Source organism: Spirosoma sp. 48-14 (assembly GCF_001898575.1).
Classification (GTDB): Bacteria; Bacteroidota; Bacteroidia; order Cytophagales; family Spirosomataceae; genus Spirosoma.
Map to the genome: position 1 here is coordinate 151,777 of NZ_MKUD01000010.1, position 19,092 is coordinate 170,868.

The window sequence follows — 19,092 nt, forward strand, 5'->3', positions numbered from 1 at the left end:
ACTCAATGCGATTCTAACAGCGAAATAACTTGGTTGAACGGTGTTTGAAGGAATTTACGAACTCGTTTGTAACGAAGTATTACCGGTGGTTTAATGTAAACGCATGGATACTGCCTATACTGTTCGTTGTAGTTCGCCAGCAACCGCTCGCGGTAGAAATCGAATAATGGACGCACATCGGGTCGTTGCTCTTTGGTCTGACTTGCGTCGGCAAAGGTAAAACGCGTTTGATATTTTGAGATTTCATCGGGGCGATCAGGGTTGTAACCGCTGTAATGAAAAAACTGCAATGGTTCAACAGTCGTTTCATTGTCCGACGAAAAAGGTGGATCAATCGCTCCGGTGATTTGCCATTGACCCGCCTGGTTCTTCGAAAAATACCGTTCGTGCAGATTCCAGTAAGCGACGTTATAGCCTAAATGATGATCGATCAATACATTATCGTAATAAACCGGGGCGAAATTGACCCAATGCTGATCCACAAATAGCCCTTCGCAGAGATCAATCCGGCATTCGTACACCAGCCGTTCTTTCCACCAGTTCACAAACCGACGGGCTGTTTCGTCGGCCCGTAAGCCAATAAACCCGAGGTTGAAAATACCCGTATTCAGGTGGTGCAATTCGTTCGGGCGCTCCCAGTCAGGCGTAGGTGAGCAGGTATGCGGAGTCAGTACCAGGCTATACGTTTTTAAGGCTTTATTTAAATCGAGTAAAGGCTGAAAAACAATAATGTCCGGGTCGAAATAAATAACTTCGGTAGCGTCGGGGTAGGTCTTGTAGAAATAATCGATAAAGAACGGTTTGACAGCCGTGTTGAGTTCGGTAATATCGTAGCGGTCGCACATGGCCCCAAAGTCTGGAATCCCGATCTTGTCCACTTCGAGCATGGGGTAATCCGGGATTAATTCGTCAGGAAGATTGGCCGCGCTTACTATGTCAACTAACCCAATAATATATCGATAGTCAGGATTGGTTTGTCGGAGTGATTCCCCCAGCGTTCGAGCCTGAGCCAGATAGTTGATCGAGCAGATTGTAAAAGCAAGTGTCATAAAGAAGCTGGGAAGATAGCAGATAATTCAGTGATGACAAAACGAATACCCCAACAGATCGATTAACTCAAGCCTTTTCAAGAGAAGTAATACGACTTGTATTGACTTGGTTTTTAATTGTAAATCAGCAAATTGGAACGATACGTGTCGACGGTATAAACCTAGTCAATGGGTGCTCCCAGGTTCTGGGTTTAAATCGCGTAAGCGTTAAGCCGCCAGTTGATTGAATAACTTGATGAGCGTATCGACACTTTGTTTAGCCGGATGCCGTTCCAGGATTTTTTGCCCCAGCCGTTGCCCCATTTGCCGACGAAGATCAGGGTTCTGAAGGAGCTCAATGATCCGATCGCTCATGGCGTCCAGATCGAGATAGGGCACTATATAGCCTCCGTCGGTTTCTACCAGTTCGGGCGAACCGCCAGCTCCATCGAAACACACAACAGGAACGCCACTTAGGCCAGCTTCAAATACCACCAACGGGTAAGGGTCTTCGCGGGAGCAAAGTACAAATACATCGAATCGGCTGGTGTACCGAAGTACTTCGGGGGTAGGAGGGATCAAATGAACCCGATCGGCCAGTCCGGCTTTACGAATATCCAGCCAGATATCATCGTGCAGCGTTCCTTTGGGCATACCTACCCAAACAAAATGGATAGGCTGTTTGCCCGTATACCGGCCAATTACCTGACGGGCAATACTGACAAACAGATCATTCCCTTTCCGCCACTCTGCATTGCCACACCCGCCAACAATCAGCGCATCGGCTGGCAGGCCCAGTGAGGCATACAACGAAGGCTGTTCCGTCGCTTTTTGAACGTTTTTCTCCAGCGAAGGCGTGTCGATAAGTGTGTACAACGATATGCGGGTCGGGTCGAAGCCATGCTCCTGCTCGTAGTATCGGGCGGTTGCTTTCGAAACGGCCAGCATATGATTTGTCCGTTTTAGCAGATAGGCCAGCTCATCGGGCCGGGTATAAATCCGAACCGACATGTCGAGCTCATGTACAAACGTGACAACGGGTATTTGATCGGGAATCGCCAACTGTGCCACCCACCGGCTACTGGTAACAGTATTTACCAGGACCAGATCGACCTTGTCCAAGCCTAGTTGGGCTCGAATGGCCTGTTGATGCGCTTTAGTCCGGCGCTCATAAAACTGCTGCCATTGGCCTAATTTCCACAACACCTTATCGGCCAAAGCGCTTACTGCATAGGTCGGAGGAGTTGGCCAGATTGTAACGGGACAAATCGCCTGGTATTCTTCCAAAAGTGGCCCTCCTTCGCCTAATAGCAGATGCATCTGAAAACCTTCCACTTTCAGCAGACGCATTACATTTAATAAAACAAGCTGCGCTCCGGCGCGGTTGGCATCATGGCCGATGAGAAGGAGATTCATGCTTAAGGAGTGAGGAGTCAGGAACGAGGAGTGAGAATGCTGATGCGTGTTTTCCTGATTCGCCAGCTATTCTCTCTCCTTGCTCCTAACTCCTGTGTACTAAAATCAATAGGCTTCGTAACTGGGTTTGGGTAACTTTTTGGCGGGATTGCCGAGGTAGAGTCCCCATTCTTCAGTGTCTTTGTAAATCGCTGAGGCCATCCCTACCAAGGTGCCGGTTGCGATGTGAAGAAAATCCCGGATGGTGCTGTTGACACCAAAGAAGCAATAGGGTTCTATGACACAATGCCCCGACATCACGACATGGGACGTAAAGAAGACATGGTCTTTAATTTGCCCATGATGACCAATGTGATTGCCGCTCCAGAGAACGACATTATTGCCTATAGTTGTGAACGGTTGTATGGTATTATCTTCCAGAATGAAGCAGTTTTCGCCGATCTGGTTGCCAAAAACCGTCGCTTTTGAACTGACATACGAAATAAACGCGTAACCTTTGGCTTTGGCTTCGAGGTAAATCCGTTCGCGATTGCGATTCATGTTCCGACCTGTCATCGGCGCGAAAAACTTGTACTCGCTGGGCGAAAAAATGGTTTCGACCTCTTCAAAAGCGACTAAAGGCAGTCCCTGAAATTCGGTACCGTTCATGTATTCACGGCTAACGGTAAACGCTACCACCTCATGTTCAGAATCGTGCTTTAGGTAGAAATGGGCCAGTTCGGCCGTATCCATTACGCCAAAAATGATAACTTTTGCCATACTTTTTTAAGGAGTGAGGGCAGCTCTCGGTTCTAACGCCTAAAACTACACCAATTCATATTCATCCAGCATCGCTCTGGCGCTGGCCAGGTCGTTGTTCATCAATATATCCAGAATCGATAGCCAGGGAATAAACGGGTTTCGATTATTGCCCTGAGCATACTCGACTTTGTTCGATTTAATAAAATTCAACTCAATACCTGCCTGCGCAAAGGTTGGTTTGTCGTATAACTCAGTACCACCAATGGGGTTGATGTACCGGGTTGCCGCTTCCTGCCGACAAATATCCAGAATCCGTTCCTGGGCCTTTAACTCGACATTGTTGTAAATACTCGACGACTGGACCAAAACGGTTGGTAGTTCCAGGTAGCGATTCAGTTCAAGAAGGCTGCTGTAAACCAGTTCGGCAATCGAATCGGTAGTAAAATTGATGATTTTTTCGGCCAGAGGCATAACCGTTTGATAATAGGGTGCTTTACGGTAACCCTGTTCAATGGTTTTCAGCAATTTGCCCCTCCATTTTGGATCATCGGTTATGTGCACTTCATTGATTCGTTTGTTCTGGCTGGCGTCTTTTAGGGGAACCGTAAATAAATACTCCTGGCCATTGATCGCCAGTCGGTTACGGTTTATCCAGCCCCGATTAATGAAGGCGACATCGTCGTAGAGAATGAACTTATCAACAGCCTTAATGAGTTGCATGTAGCCAACATAGGGCAGAAAATAAGGCTGCATGATCGCTATAGTCATCGCAAAAGTAGGCTTGGTAAGTCAGTAGCGAGAAGAGTTAACGCATAGTGTTGTTTAACGCGTCAACCATTCTCGCGACTGGTTTTCAATCCTTTTTAAGTTTTCGTAAATAATAGTCTTCTCCCGGAACAATGATGGCGGCCCTCATGGTGGTATCGGTGCCTAGCCGGATATCGCCGGGTTGTGGATGAATCACACTTTTATCGAAAAACAGGTAATCGGCGTTTTTCGGAATGGGTTTTAGGCCCTGCTCAAACGGGTTGATGGCAATGAGTCGACGAGATAAATGAGGGCCGTAAAGTGGGTATTCGTAGTCGTCATTAATCGTCGCCAAAGCAACCGTGGCCTGCTCCGGGACCAGTTCATCGAATCGCTTGTAGGGAATATACGTATCCGGGCGGCCCAATGTCATTTGTTTGATTCGATCTGCTTCAAAAGCAGACGAAAATGAGCGACCATCAGGGGCTGTCCAGGCAAACGGAAGGGCGCGGGTGTTGAAGAAGATGCACAGAATAGCCGAAATGCATCCCAGAACGGTTATCAGGCCGACATAACCTTTCCAAACAACCCGATTAGGAACGTCAACCGACGTACGGGCGTGCAAAAATAGCAGAGCGAGAAAAGGAACGCCGAATAAACTGGTCTCTATGAAATACCGGCCCTTGAATGGGTCGTAAGGGGCTGAGTAGGAAAGTGCTGCAAAGTGGAGTAGCAAGGCTATACCCAGGAACGTATGCGGTGTTGAACGCACGTAACCGATGAGAACCAGAATCAGCAAGGGAAAAATAAGTCCAAAGCCAAAGATACCCCAATACGGATTCGCATTATAGAACACAAACTTGCGGTCGAAGGCAAATGGCTGGATCGAAAAATCCGTTTCTTCATCCAGACGCATATGTAGCTTATCTTCCAGAACAACAAGCGGTTGGCGCATGGCATGATTCAATTCCGCTCCTAAAGTCAAATTTCGGATACCATCGAGATTAACATGGTCGTAGCCATAGCGGATAACATTGCGGCTCCCCTGTTCAAACAGATTTCTAAGTGTACCGGCCCGTTCAACAGACTGATGTTTGAGGGCGGTTGGTGGGCCGATCGGGTGACCAAATACTTCAATGTTTTTTAGATACCCCGTTGGTAACATCCACAAGCAGACCCCCACCACAATAGCGGCTCCCAGTCGCCACGTACGTTGAAACGTTACAGCCCAGGAAGACGACAGAAATACCGTGTAAATCATGACCACGAACACTGAAGGCAGGAGCAGGGCGAAGGTAATCTTGTGTCCGAACGCAATGCCAAATGCCATACCCGCAAGGTACAAATACCGATTGTCGGTTTTAGGCTGGCTGCTTTTATAGCTGAACAGCATATATAAAAGCACACTCAGGTAAGCAGTCAGTACAATATCGGTTTCAGTTGTAATGGACTGCATCAGAAAATCGGGCAGTAGAGCAAACGCCAATGCGCAGAAGAAACTGGCTGACAGCCGATTTTGGCCTATGCGCTGGACGATGCCAAAAACAGCAACAATAGCTGTCCAGTAGCTAAGATGATGAATGAACTTGAAGCCGTTTTCGAAACGGCCCGTCATCAGAAACGAATAGATCTGAAGCGTACAAACACTTTTCGGATACGTATCGATGTTCCAGTTTGTACCGCCAAAATGACGCATCGTGCCGCGCTGAATGTACTGCATGACTCGGTTCAAATGGCCTGTCATACTATCCCACTCGTTGGGAACGGTGAACAGCACCAGCAACAGGTTAGTGACGCCAAGTACAGCCAGGGTGATGAAGAGTATGGAAAATACAAAACGGGAGTAACCTGATAATCCATTGAACCATTGGCGACCTGTGTGCCAGCGATCTTGAATAAGCGATAAAACAGAAAACGCTTCTGGGTTAGCAGTAAGCCAGCGTAGTATAAAGCCGATAAGGGTAGCTGTAACAAAAACCGAAACTGCCCATACCAGTGTGTTTGCTGTTAGATAAAGTGCTGAAAGTATAAAACCAGTTAAAATGACACTACTGGCTCCCAGTAAAAACGTAGTCAGCCACCATTCGGTAAGTGAACGCCGGGAAATTCGTGTCGACAGACGACCAATGTAGCCAAGAAATAGTGCTAGTGCAAGAAGATAAATCAGGGTCATAACGCACGATATACGGTGCAGGTACTAAAGTAAATGGATACGATCAGATGAACAATGGATGACTGACAGGCAGGCTATGCGTTGGCGAGCATCAGTGTCCATTAAGTATCAGTTTATCCGTTTACTTCGCTGACAATGGCAATGGCTTCGTTAACTGACGTAGCAATCCGATCAATGTCTGCTTCGGGCAAGTCAGGATAGAGAGGCAGGCAAAGGACACGGGAAGCTATATCTTCCGAAATAGGGCATGGTTGCTGAACACTGTCTTTGAGTGCAAAAGGTAGCGTATTCAGCGATGGATAAAAATAACGCCGGGGTATTACGTCCTGAGCCTTAAGCGCTTCTGTGACCCGAAGGAGAGTTTCTTCGGAGTCGAGTACGATCGGGTAATAGGCGTAATTGTAATCGGTACCAGGTAGTAAAGCAGGCCGGGTAATCCGGGTAAAGTCCAGCCGATCGGCATAATAGCCAAACCGTAGTTTACGCGCTGCAATCAGGTCGGGCACTTTGGGTAACACACAAAGTCCCATTGCCGCATGCAGTTCCGAATTTTTGGCGTTAATACCCATCTCGAAGTAATCATCGTTTCGATGACCAAACGAACGGAAGTGCCTTAGTTTTTTAGCAATGTCGTCGTCGTTTGTGACGATACATCCGCCTTCAACGCTATGAAACACTTTGGTAGCATGAAAACTACAGGTGCTTATGTCCCCATAGCTTAATATAGACTGGCCTTGATAGCTGGCACCGAATGTATGAGCAGCATCATAGATCACCTTCAGATTATGCCGATCGGCAATTGCCTGTATCTGCTCCATGCGGCAAGGGTTGCCGTAGACGTGCGTTGCCAGAATTGCCTGCGTGTTTTCGGTAATCAACGGCTCGATCTTGTCGGGATCTATGTTGAAATCGTCGGGATTGATATCCGCAAAAATGGGCGTACAGCCTTCCCACAAGAGCGCATTAGTCGTGGCTACATACGAAAAAGGAGTTGTAATAACTTCTTTTGTGATATTAAGAGCCTTGAGGGCCATCTGAAGCACGATGGTACCGTTGGTACAAAAAAGAAGGTGTTTGACTCCTAACTCTTTTTTCAGATCCTCTTCCAGCTTTTGTAGTAAAGGCCCATCGTTTGTGAGGTGTACACGCTCCCAAATACCTTCCAGGTACTTTACATAATCCTGTAGATCAGGCAAATATGATTTCGTTATGTAGATCATACGTCAATTGGCAGTTCCTGGGTGAGCAGACTATAACTTAGGGTAAGGTATTCAGTTGACAGTTGGCTGACGTATAAATACGGCATGCACTATAAACCGAATAGTGTGACCGAACGACTAGTTATGACTCACTAACAACTGGTTCCAGCATTTTAATGTGAAAGGGAAACTGAGGCCGTACATAGCCCGGCCATTTACCGTACCATGCAATGCCTTCCCGATAATCTTCCACATCAAAGGTAATGCCTTCTTCCATAACAAAAACGGGGGTAACCGTATCCTTGACAATCATCATGGAAATTGTGTAGGAACCATCATTCAGAAAATAACCCGGAATGGTACATTCGCCGGCTATTAACCCCTTCCCATACGGCTGCGATTGCGTACCTATATTGAAGATACACTCGCCTGTAAGTGAGTTTAAATGCAGACTCAAGTTCAAATTGGCGCGGTCCATCATGTTCCAGAATTCGAACCGGAATTTCATTGACGTGCGCACGTCGATATGAGTAAGATCATCTAAATAATCGGGTATCAACTCAATTCGGCGGACCCGAACCAGGTCATTGCCGGGGGCTTCTTCCGGTGTATCCCATTGACGAACCAGCCGTGTTTTAGAAACCTTACTTAAATAGGAAGCCACTACCTGGTTTGTTTCTCCCTGCTCGATTAGTCGGCCTTTTTCGAAGTAAAGGGTTTTGTTGCAAAGCGCCTGAACGGCAGTCAGGTTATGGCTCACAAAAATAACCGTTCGCCCACTGGCCGAATTGTCACGCATTTTGCCAAGGCTTTTCTTTTGAAACTCTGCATCGCCTACAGCCAGTACTTCGTCCACAATCATGATTTCGGGATCAAGGTGGGCCGAAATGGCAAACCCCAGCCTGACATACATCCCCGACGAATAGCGTTTTACAGGGGTATCCAGGAACCGTTCAACCCCTGCAAAGGCCACAATCTCGTCGAACTGTTTTTTTATTTCTGTTCGGCTCATACCCAGGAGTGAGCCATTTAGAAATATATTTTCCCGCCCGGTCAGTTCGGGGTGAAAACCAGTACCTACTTCGAGCAGGCTGGCTACCCGCCCACGAATGCGAACGGTGCCGGTAGTAGGCTGGATAATTTTGCTCAGGATTTTGAGCATGGTCGACTTGCCAGCGCCATTGTGCCCGATGATACCGACCCGGTCGCCCTGTTCAATCGAAAAATTAACATCCCGCAAGGCCCAGAATTCCTCGTGGGTGATGGTGGTTTGGTCTTTTTTGCCGCCGAATATCGACCGGAAGTTTTCCGAGATGACATCCCGCAACGTATTGACACCCTTGCCCTTTTTGTGGTCAATGATGTATTGCTTGCTAATATTTTCGACAGTAATGACAGACATAAGTGGTGAGGAGCGAGTAGTGAGGAGTAAGGAGTGAGAATGCTGACGCTTTAAGAAAAAAACATGCGCCAGTATTCTCACTCCTCACTCCTCACTACTCGCTACTTTTAAATATCATCGACAAATGTATTCTCCCGTTTCCGAAAAAAGTAGAGGGAAAGCGTTAAACATACCAGTACAATACTGACGGATATGAGTAGACTCTGTGGATTGAAGTAGGCTTTCTCGCCCAGTAGTGACCAGCGGAACCCATCGATAATACCAACCATTGGGTTGGCCCAGTAGAATGGAGCCCACCATTCCGACGCTTTATCAGCAACAAGACGGCTACTATAGGCGATTGGACAAATATAAAACCCAACCTGCACAATAAACGGAATGAGCTGAGCTATATCGCGGAAACGGACATTAACAGCCGCAAAGAAAAGCCCAAAGGCAAAAGATGCTAGTAATGCCAGTAAAATAAAGGCAGGCAGTAGTAATAAGTGCCAATCAGGAATAAACTTGTACCAGATGGCTAATAGAATAAACAACCCCAGCGATACCAGAAAATCAACCAGACTAATGGCAATCGAGCTTAGGGGCATAATCAGCCTTGGGAAGTATACCTTCGTGACCAGATTTGAATTCAGGGTTACGCTATTGCTGATCTGGGTAAATGCGGTTGAGAAAAATGTCCAGACCGTAATGCCTCCCAATACCATCAGCGGATACGGAATACCCGGATCGGGTGGTAGTTTGGCAATCTTGCTGAACACGAATACCATGATCAGCATAGTGGTCAATGGGCGAATAAGTCCCCAGGCTGTACCCAGTGCTGTTTGCTTATAACGAACCGTTACGTCGCGCATCGACAGAATGTAGAGCAACTCCCGGTTTCGCCACAGATCCCGCCAATAATGCCGTTCCGAACGACCTGGCTGGATAACAACTTCGTGTGTTTTCAAAACGAATACTAGTTTATAGGTTTCGATGAGACAGTGTTAGAGGGTTATTGGTCACTGCTTCAGCGTAACATCTTATTCTTTCATGATTGAGCGGTAGGTTTCCCGCACGAAAATGATCACAATCGAAAGGATCAGCGTTAAGGCAATACCAACCTGAAGTCCCTGCGTTTTAATAACTTCTCGGTACAATGGGTAGGCAACCGGCTCGATAACCGTAAACAATGGTGTTTCCCGGATCAATGATAAGCGCATGTTGTCGGCACTCTGAAGGGCCTGATAATACAAGCCAGACAGGAAGCTTGAATTACGGGTCAATTTACTTTCTTTCAGCTTGGCCTGCGCCACAACAACCTGCTGATTCTGGTCCATATACTGAGCCAGTTGATTCTCCGTTCCCGTTATGATTTTGGCTAATGAGTCGGCTCGTTGTTCGAGCATCTCATACATCTCCCGGGTTTTCTTGGTTTGCTTCTTCTGGTAATCTTCTTCAATGGTTTTCAGGTGTGTGTTCAGAAAGGTAGCCGTCAGCTTTTCGTCTTCCATGAAGCACTCCAATTGCATAAATGACGATTTACGCTCAGGTTGCTTAATTGCCATCTCTCCTTCAATCCGTCCGCAAATGCCAGCCATCACGATCTGTTCCATTTTCGTGTACTGATCGGGCGTTTTGGCTTTCTTAAAATAGAAAGCCCGTAAGGAGTCATTGTCTTCCCACTCTTTATCACGGATGCCACTATGACGAATATAGTAGTTAACCAGCAGCGTGTCTTTGCCGTTGATCGTATCCGTTTTCATCAGGGTTTTCTCCAGCACAGGCCGGGATGTAGCGTAAATCAGGAAGTTGTCGCCCACGAAGATATTGGCATCAGGAGCACCTGACGATAGGCCAAATGCACTGGCCAACTGTCCTAAATCGCCACCAAAACTACTGCTGGATGAGCCGCCACCGAGGTTAAACATGATGCTACCCGTATAAACGATCCGGGGTTTATGCATCATATCGTAGATAAAACCGCCAATGCCCCCAATACCAACCAGAATAACGAGCAGTTTCCAGTTTCGGTAAAAAACGTTCTTTACGGCTAACACCCGTAAAACGACTGATTTAGGTGAAATTTCATCGGGAGGCAACGGGCGACTCACAATGACGTTTGGATCTGTATTTGTTTTATTTGTAGGGTTCATACGTAGACTCCTGACTTAGTTTCCAACCCGGGATAGGGCAATAATCAACCCAATAACGCTAAGCAATGATGAAATGGTACCGGCGGTTGAACTGAGCACCTGCTGCGGGGTTAATGGTGACGATGTCCGTTTTGGAACTACAATTTCCGCTCCTGGCTCCACACGTGGATAAACGTTAAAGAACATAAATTTCCGGGTACGATCGACCGAACCGTTGGCATATACAATAAACGATTTCCGGCGCTGCGACTTTGAGGTAAATCCACCCGTTTGCGAAATGTAATCCTGGAACGTCTGTCCAGAGCGGAATTTAACCGTATTGGGCAATTGTACTTCTCCCTGAATTCGTACTGTTTCAAGCAATTTAGGAATGCGAAGGGTGTCGCCTTCCTGAACCAGAATATCCTCGCTTGAACCGGGCTTCGCCAGGATTTTCTTTAGATTGATACCAATTGACTCCGAAGATGTTGGCGATTGCACTTCCGTTTCAACAACGGTTTTAGAAGCATTATCACCCACTTCCTGGATAGCCCGTTGCTTCCGCTGAAGCTCATCTGAGCTAAGCCGCACAGGACGTACCAGCGTGGCTCCTTCAACATAGGCTTGTGGGGTTAAACCGCCTGATTGAAGAACCAGATCCGAAATTTTCATGTCTTTGCTGCGAATGGCATACGGGCCAGGCATAATTACCTCACCGACAACAGCCGCATAAGTTTGTTCCAGGTAGTTGGGCGAACGGCGCACGATGATCTGATCGAATGGTTCGAGAACGAAGTTTCGGTTCGCATCGTTGGACAGGGTCAGATCCCGGTTGACATTGAATCGGTAGATATCGGCAATTTGAGCCGTTGGGGATTTAGGGTCAACGTCTTTCTTACGACGCACTACTTCCACAACAGAGTAAGCTGCCGACTCCTTCAGGCCACCTGTTTTGACCAGCACGTCGTTCAGGGTCATATTGGCCATGTAAGCCATACCGGGGTCAGGTTTGTTCAATTCACCGATAGCCGATATGGTTGCCTGCTGAGCCAGTTCGAAGCGTGAGGGAATAATAACCTGGTCTTCGCGCTGTAGTGGAATGTCGGGGTCAGTACCTGCCAGGATATTCGCCAGGTTGATCGACAGGTTTTCAACGGCTAAATCTTCGCGGGTGCGTACAATATTCACGCGCCCTGTAAAGGCATCACCTCGTAGCCCTTCGGCCGACGTGATCAGGTCTTTCAGCGTTTTATTGTTGTCGAGAGAATACTCACCAGGGCGGAATACTGCTCCTTCAATGGTGAGCTTGTTTTCAAAGCGGTTCAGAACCCGCTCCACCGACACGACATCGCCATCCTGCATAACAAACGTCTTAAATTCGGGTGCGGTAACGTCGGTTACCTTCAGCTCACGGTCAGTTACCCGAGTGACTTTCAAACGACCTTTGTAGGCATTGGCCGTAAAACCACCTGAATAGAACAGAAGTCGATCGAGTGTTTCACCAGGGAGCATTTCAAAAATATTGGATCGTTTTACAGCTCCACCAATTTCAATCCGTTCAATAAACGAAGTAAAGCGGATGTTGTCATTGTCCTGCAGACGAAGGTCATTCTGCTGAATTCCATTCAGTAGATAGTCATAGAGGTCAAGAGTTGCCACAACGCGGTTGTTGCGAATGAGCTGTACTTTCCGATACGAACCAATATCATTGGGACCCCCAGCCTGATAAATAGCATTCATGACCGTCGATAGGCCCGACATAGTATAAGTACCCGGACGAACAGCATCGCCGGTAACAGTAACCCGTATGCTGCGGATCGATCCAAGCGATACTTCCAGAAATGTGTTTTGTGGCCCATAGGATGAATTTCGAAGCCCGACAAATTTTGTTGCCATCCGGCTGATCAGCCGTTCTTTTGCTTTCTCCACTGGTAAGCCAGAGACGAAAATAGGGCCAATACCTGTCTGCTGCGCGATGTAGACGAAACCTTCAGGGGATACTTTCTGTGAATAATCACCTTCTGAATAGCCGAACATCCGAATGTTTAACTCATCGCCGGGGCCAACAATGTAATTACGCGGGGTGGCGATATTGATGTTGGGTTGGAAGGTTGCTGCCATCGCTGGATCGTTGAACAGCGAGTAACCAAACAGTTTCTGCCGACGTTCTTCCTGTTCACGACGTTGCGCCTGTTTTATGCGTTCTTCAGCGATTTCTTCATCGGTTGCGGGGGCACTTTCCGAATTAGTGTCCTGTTTGTCGAACTGCTGATTGCCATTAGTACCATTAGGCGTGTTCGTTGTGTTACCGTTATTGCCCGTACGGGATTGTTGGGCAGGGGTAGGATTACCTGTTCGGCCGTTTGTTCCATTTTGTCCCCGCTGGTTGAGCTGTTGCTGGACATTTGCTGGTAAGTTAGCCGGATTCACTCCAGCTGGAAGAGCTGTCCCTCTGCCGGGAGCTGCTGGGTTAGCAGAACTTGGGGCAGCGGGGGCAGCCCCTGATGAAGGGGCCACTTGACCCTGAGTTGTCAATCCCACTAAGAGAACCAGCAAACCAGTAAAAAAGGTAGTCAATTGACGGGGTAAACGGCTGGCGCCGAAAAGAAAAAAATTCAGTGGAAACACGTGAATAATTCTTGAATTTTGCATATTTTTAAGAAGTCGAACAAATTGCAAGCAACGCCGACTAACACCAGTAGTTAACGAACAATTTATTCGTGTAGTACGCAGGATAGTTTAGCTGGCAAAGTAAGCGAACTTTTGTTGGATTTTAAACAGTTTCCTTTTGAATGGTAAGTTTTATACCTCTTGCTATACATGGTATGATTTTTCCGATGTACTGGAAGGGCGGCACAAAACTACTACTTTTTTAGTTAATCCATTAACCTAACATGGCAGAATCTCTGAACCAGCCGGTTCAATACAATGAAGACAGCATCCGCTCGCTGGATTGGCGTGAGCACATTCGCCTGCGACCAGGCATGTATATTGGTAAATTAGGCGACGGATCGGCTGCCGACGATGGTATCTACGTTCTCCTGAAAGAAACGATTGATAACTGCATTGACGAACACGTAATGGGCTTCGGTAAAACGATTGAAGTGCGGGTAACCGACCATCGGGTCGAAGTTCGTGACTTTGGTCGAGGCATTCCACTCGGTAAAGTGGTCGAGGTAGTATCGAAGATCAATACCGGGGGGAAATACGACTCTGGGGCGTTCCAGAAATCGGTAGGACTCAATGGAGTGGGTACTAAAGCGGTCAATGCATTGTCCACTTATTTCCGGGTGCAGTCGTTTCGCGAAGGCCGAACCGTATGGGCTGAATTTGAACGTGGTGAGCTAAAACAACAGGGTGAGGAGGTTTCGTCTGAACGCAACGGTACCCTGATATGCTTCGAGCCCGACGATACCGTCTTCAAGCACTTTCACTATATCCCGCAGTTTCTGGAAAATATGATCTGGAATTACTGCTACCTGAATGCGGGTCTGACCATTGTTTTCAACAAGCAGAAATACATTTCCCAGAATGGACTTCTCGATCTGCTTCGGAATAAAACCGACGAAGATTCGCTACGGTATCCGATCATCCACCTCAAAGGGCATGACATCGAAATCGCGCTTACTCACGGCAATCAATATGGCGAAGAGTACTATTCCTTTGTAAACGGCCAGAATACGACCCAGCATGGTACGCACCTCAATTCTTTGAAAGAAGCTGTCGTTGAAACGATCCGTAAACATTACGACAAAAGCTACGAAACTACTGATATTCGGGCCAGTATCATCGCTGCCATCAGTATTCGGGTTCAGGAGCCGGTGTTTGAATCGCAGACGAAGACCAAATTAGGTTCGGTCAATATGTCGCCTGAGCCAAACGCCCAATCGGTTCGATCATTTGTAAGCGATTTTGTGAAAGAACGCCTGGATGATTACCTGCACATCAACCCGTCGGTACGCGATGCACTCAAAAAGCGGATCGAACAGTCGGAACGGGAACGCAAGGAACTTGCCGGTATCAAAAAACTGGCCAATGATCGTGCCAAAAAGGCAAGTCTGCATAACAAAAAACTACGCGATTGCCGAAACCACCTGTCCGACCTGAAAGCGGATGATCGCTATCAGACAACCTTGTTCATTACCGAGGGAGACTCGGCTAGTGGGTCGATCACAAAATCACGGAATGTGCAAACGCAGGCTGTGTTTAGTTTGCGTGGAAAGCCATTGAACTGCTTCGGACTAACCAAGAAAGTGGTGTATGAAAATGAAGAGTTCAACCTGCTTCAACATGCACTGGATATTGAAGATGGTCTGGAAGGGTTACGCTACAATCGTATTGTGGTTTCTACCGATGCTGATGTCGACGGCATGCACATTCGATTACTGATGCTAACTTTCTTCCTCCAATTCTTTCCCGATCTTGTCAGGAATGGCCACCTCTATATATTAGAGACGCCTTTATTTCGGGTTCGGAACCCGAAAAACCATAAGGAAACAACCTATTGTTATTCGGACGACGAGAAGAAAAAAGCCATTGATAAGCTGACAAAGGGGGGCAAAAAGGTTGAAATCACCCGATTCAAGGGGTTAGGTGAGATATCGCCAGAGGAGTTCGGGTTATTCATTGGCGAAAATATGCGGCTAGAGCCTGTTATTATGGAAAAGGAAACTTCCATTCCCAAACTGCTTAGCTATTTTATGGGCAAGAATACGCCCGAGCGGCAGCGCTTTATTATCGACAACCTACGTATTGAAAAAGATGTAGAAGAAGCGGCTCTGGTTGCCTAGCCCGATAATATCGATACGTATAGGAACAAAAATGCTCACTGGAGGTCCAGTGAGCATTTTTGTTCCTATACGTATCGAATTTTTGTCATTTCAGTCTAATATATATTAACAAAGGTTAAAAATTTAATTAAAAAGAAATTAATGTAAATTCTTGATAATGTCAAATAATTCTATATTTCGGTATTAAAGATTGTTATAATGAGTTTTTTGGGAATTATATATTGTTAATATCTATTTATAGCATATTTTTGCGGCTTATTAAAAATTGATTAAAGTAAAATTCACTTAAAAGCACTTCATGAAAAAACTTTTATTAACTAGTTGGTTACTAACCATTGTCTTCTGTTTACCCGTTTTCGCACAGGATGTAACTGTATCTGGTCGGGTAACATCGTCGGAAGACGGAGCCGGCTTACCGGGGGTAAGCGTTCAGCTCAAAGGTACTTCGCGGGGTACAACCACCGATGCCGAAGGAAAGTACCGGATCAATGCGCCTGCCAGTGGACGTCTCGTATTCAGCTTTATTGGTTTTGCCTCTAAAGAGATGGCAATCGGAAACCAATCCACGATTTCGGTCGATCTGACACCCGACGCGGCCAATCTGGATGAGGTAATCGTTACGACTTTCGGTACAGCTAAAAAAGCTGCATTTACTGGCTCTGCGGGTGTTATTGATCAAAATAAGATTCAGAATCGAGTTGCGACGAATATTGGCCAGGTTTTATCGGGGGCTATTGCCGGTGTTCAAACAACGGCTGGTAGCGGACAGCCCGGTACTGCCCCTGATATTCGTATTCGGGGCTTTGGTTCGATTTCTTCGGGTAACGATCCATTGTATGTGGTTGATGGCGTTCCTTATTCGGGTAGTATTGCCAATATCAGCCCTGGGGATATCGAGAGTATTTCGGTACTGAAAGATGCCGCTTCTACGGCACTATACGGGTCGCGGGCGGCTAATGGTGTCGTGGTAGTAACGACAAAAAAAGGTCAGAAGGATCGGAGTATCGTCAATGTACGCTACACAAAAGGGTTTAGTACGCGGGGTTTGCCCGAGTACGATCGGGTTGGTGTTGGCGAATACTATCCGCTGATGTGGGAAATGTATCGAAACAGTGTTGCCTATCGGGCTACGAACCCAGTCGCACTTGCAACGGCTAATGCAGATGCAACCAGCCGATTGATCAGTCTCGTTGGATACAACGTATATAATGTACCGGACAATCAGGTCGTGGATGTAAACGGTCAGATGAATCCAACGGCTACGCTTAAGTTCTCGCCCGACGATCTGAACTGGGAAAAGCCAATTATGCGGCAGGGAAATCGAGATGAGATAACCGTAGGGTTGTCGGGGGGACAGAATAAGACCGATTATTATGTATCGTTTTCGTACCTGAATGATAAGGGATACCTGATTCGTTCAGACTATGATCGGTTTACGGGACGCCTGAATGTGAACTCGCAGATGAAACCATGGCTGCGGACTGGGGCAAATATTTCGACTACGATTACGAAATCGAATCAGGCCGACGCCGGTAGCAGTACGGCTTTCGTAAATCCATTCTATTTCTCGCGCAATATGGGGCCGATCTATCCGGTTTATGCCTATGATCCGGCTAATCCAGGCCAGTTTCTGCTCCTGCCTAATGGCGATCGGCGGTGGGATTATGGTAACCTGACAGCACTGGGATTGCCTGCTCGTCCGCAGTTTGGTGGCCGCCATTCGGTTGCTGAAACATTGTTGAACCAAAACTATTTTCGCCGAAATGTATTAGGTGCCCGTGGTTTTGCGGAGGTTTCGTTCCTGAAAGATTTTAAATTCTCAGTGAATATTGGTACCGATATTACCAACTACAACGGCTATACGTTTGGTAACCCCGAAGTAGGCGATGGTGCTCCGGCGGGTCGTGCTTCTCATGAGTTCCAGAACATTGCTAGTTACAACCTCAACCAGTTGCTGAACTACAACAAAGGATTTGGAAAGCATAATGTTGAAGTGCTGGTAGGGCATGAGAATTTCCAGGTGAACGACAATAACCTGGCGGGCTCACGGTCGCAGCTTATTCTGGAAGGAAATTATGAACTGGTGAACTTCACGACAACTACCAATTTGTCGTCGGTATTCAACACCCGTCGGGTAGAAGGGTATTTCTCACGTGTAAATTACGATTATGACCAGAAGTACTTCCTTTCGGGTTCGGTACGTCGGGATGGCTCGAGTAAGTTTTACACTGATTCGCGCTGGGGTACTTTCTATTCGGTCAGTGGTGCATGGCGGTTGGATCAGGAAGAATTTGTTCGATCGATTCCGAGCATCAATTTGCTGAAATTAAGAAGCTCATACGGGCAAACGGGTAACGATGGCGGTGGAAATACAGCCGATGGGGCCAGCATCAGCTACTACGCCTGGCAGCCACTTTACGGATTAGGCTGGAACAACGCATCGGAAGCGGGGATTCTGCAAACGAGCTTAGGAAACCGTAATCTGGCATGGGAATCGAGTAATTCCTTTGACGTAGGCCTGGAGTTTAGCCTGTTTAAAGGACGGGTATCAGGTACGGTTGAGTACTTCAACCGGCAGTCGTCGAACCTGATTTTTGATGTTCCACTGCCGCTGTCGTCAGGTATCTCTACCGTCACCCGGAATATTGGTACCATGTATAACCGCGGTATCGAAGTAGAGCTTGGCTTGGAGCCAGTTCGGACGAAAGATTTCACCTGGCGTCTTGATCTGAATGCGACGACCCTTAAGAACCGGATCACGAAAATGCCGGACGAAAACCCGGAGATTATCGATGGTACCAAAAAGCTGGCCGTCGGTCGGTCAATCTATGATTACTGGTTGCGGGAGTATGCAGGGGTAAACTCGGCCAATGGTGAAGCACAGTATCGGGCGGCTAATTATGTTGCGGCTAACACGCGCATTACTGAGCAGGGGGATACGCTAACCAACAGTGTAAACAATGCACGCTATCGTTATAATGGATCATCGATTCCGGCACTGATGGGTGGTTTTACTAATACCTTCAAATACAAAGGGTTATCGCTCTCGGCACTGGTTGTTTATCAGATAGGTGGTAAAACTTACGATGCGGCCTATTCCGCGCTTATGAGCGTAGGGGGGTATGGTAGTGCCAAGCATGTCGACATTCTGAAGCGCTGGCGGAATCCGGGCGATGTTACCGACGTACCACGTATGGATGCTGGCAGGACTTCGGATTTTGACGCGGCTTCTGATCGTTGGCTCATTGATGCCAGTTACCTGAACCTGCGTTCGGTGACGCTATCCTACGCACTGCCAACAACGCTGGCCCGGAAGGTTTTCCTGGAAAATGCACAGGTGTATCTGAGTGCTGAAAATTTCCTGATCCTGTCGAATCGGAAAGGGATGAACGTGCAACAGACCTTCACGGGCGTAACCAGCAACGTATTCAGTCCGGCCAAGAGCGTAGTACTGGGGGTTTCATTTACATTATAAGACAAGCATC

12 protein-coding genes are annotated in these 19,092 nt (G+C 47.2%); 2 read left to right on the plus strand and 10 right to left on the minus strand.

All coding sequences use genetic code 11. The features are described from left to right. Positions 1-2: 2 nt before the first annotated feature. From BGO59_RS09090 to BGO59_RS09135, 10 genes are all read right to left on the minus strand, one after another. Entirely contained in the window at positions 3-1,049 is a 1,047-nt protein-coding gene (locus BGO59_RS09090) for a glycosyl transferase (protein ID WP_293683309.1), read from the minus strand. A gap of 207 nt (positions 1,050-1,256) precedes the next feature. Further along, positions 1,257-2,444 carry a glycosyltransferase family 4 protein gene (locus BGO59_RS09095; protein ID WP_293683310.1) on the minus strand — a complete coding sequence of 396 codons (1,188 nt, stop codon included), beginning with the start codon at positions 2,442-2,444 and terminating at the stop codon, positions 1,257-1,259. 105 nt (positions 2,445-2,549) lie between these two features. Further along, a complete protein-coding gene (locus BGO59_RS09100) occupies positions 2,550-3,203 on the minus strand; it encodes an acetyltransferase (protein ID WP_293683311.1) in 654 nt (217 codons plus the stop codon). Positions 3,204-3,248: 45 nt separating this feature from the next. Then, entirely contained in the window at positions 3,249-3,953 is a 705-nt protein-coding gene (locus BGO59_RS09105; RefSeq protein ID WP_293683312.1) for a WbqC family protein, read from the minus strand. A gap of 85 nt (positions 3,954-4,038) precedes the next feature. Further along, positions 4,039-6,105: a glycosyltransferase family 39 protein gene (locus tag BGO59_RS09110; RefSeq protein WP_293683313.1), complete on the minus strand. Its 2,067-nt coding sequence runs from the start codon at positions 6,103-6,105 to the stop codon at positions 4,039-4,041. A 113-nt stretch (positions 6,106-6,218) separates the two neighbouring features. Then, positions 6,219-7,325 (minus strand): DegT/DnrJ/EryC1/StrS aminotransferase family protein, encoded by a 1,107-nt coding sequence (locus BGO59_RS09115; protein WP_293683314.1) that lies wholly within the window; start codon positions 7,323-7,325, stop codon positions 6,219-6,221. A 121-nt stretch (positions 7,326-7,446) separates the two neighbouring features. Continuing rightward, complete coding sequence (locus BGO59_RS09120) at positions 7,447-8,706, minus strand: polysaccharide ABC transporter ATP-binding protein (protein WP_293683315.1); 1,260 nt, start codon at positions 8,704-8,706, stop codon at positions 7,447-7,449. Positions 8,707-8,813: 107 nt separating this feature from the next. Next, positions 8,814-9,653 (minus strand): ABC transporter permease, encoded by an 840-nt coding sequence (locus BGO59_RS09125; RefSeq protein WP_080056080.1) that lies wholly within the window; start codon positions 9,651-9,653, stop codon positions 8,814-8,816. A 72-nt stretch (positions 9,654-9,725) separates the two neighbouring features. Further along, positions 9,726-10,838 carry a hypothetical protein gene (locus BGO59_RS09130; protein WP_293683316.1) on the minus strand — a complete coding sequence of 371 codons (1,113 nt, stop codon included), beginning with the start codon at positions 10,836-10,838 and terminating at the stop codon, positions 9,726-9,728. 15 nt (positions 10,839-10,853) lie between these two features. Continuing rightward, positions 10,854-13,469 carry an SLBB domain-containing protein gene (locus tag BGO59_RS09135; protein ID WP_293683317.1) on the minus strand — a complete coding sequence of 872 codons (2,616 nt, stop codon included), beginning with the start codon at positions 13,467-13,469 and terminating at the stop codon, positions 10,854-10,856. Positions 13,470-13,711: 242 nt separating this feature from the next. On the opposite strand from BGO59_RS09135, the gene BGO59_RS09140 reads away from it, so the two are divergent. Together BGO59_RS09140 and BGO59_RS09145 are read left to right on the plus strand one after the other, a co-directional pair. Beyond that, positions 13,712-15,607, plus strand: coding sequence for a DNA topoisomerase IV subunit B (locus tag BGO59_RS09140; RefSeq protein ID WP_293683318.1), 1,896 nt, complete (start codon positions 13,712-13,714; stop codon positions 15,605-15,607). Positions 15,608-15,905: 298 nt separating this feature from the next. Further along, positions 15,906-19,082: a TonB-dependent receptor gene (locus BGO59_RS09145; RefSeq protein WP_293683319.1), complete on the plus strand. Its 3,177-nt coding sequence runs from the start codon at positions 15,906-15,908 to the stop codon at positions 19,080-19,082. The last annotated feature ends 10 nt before the right edge of the window (positions 19,083-19,092 follow it).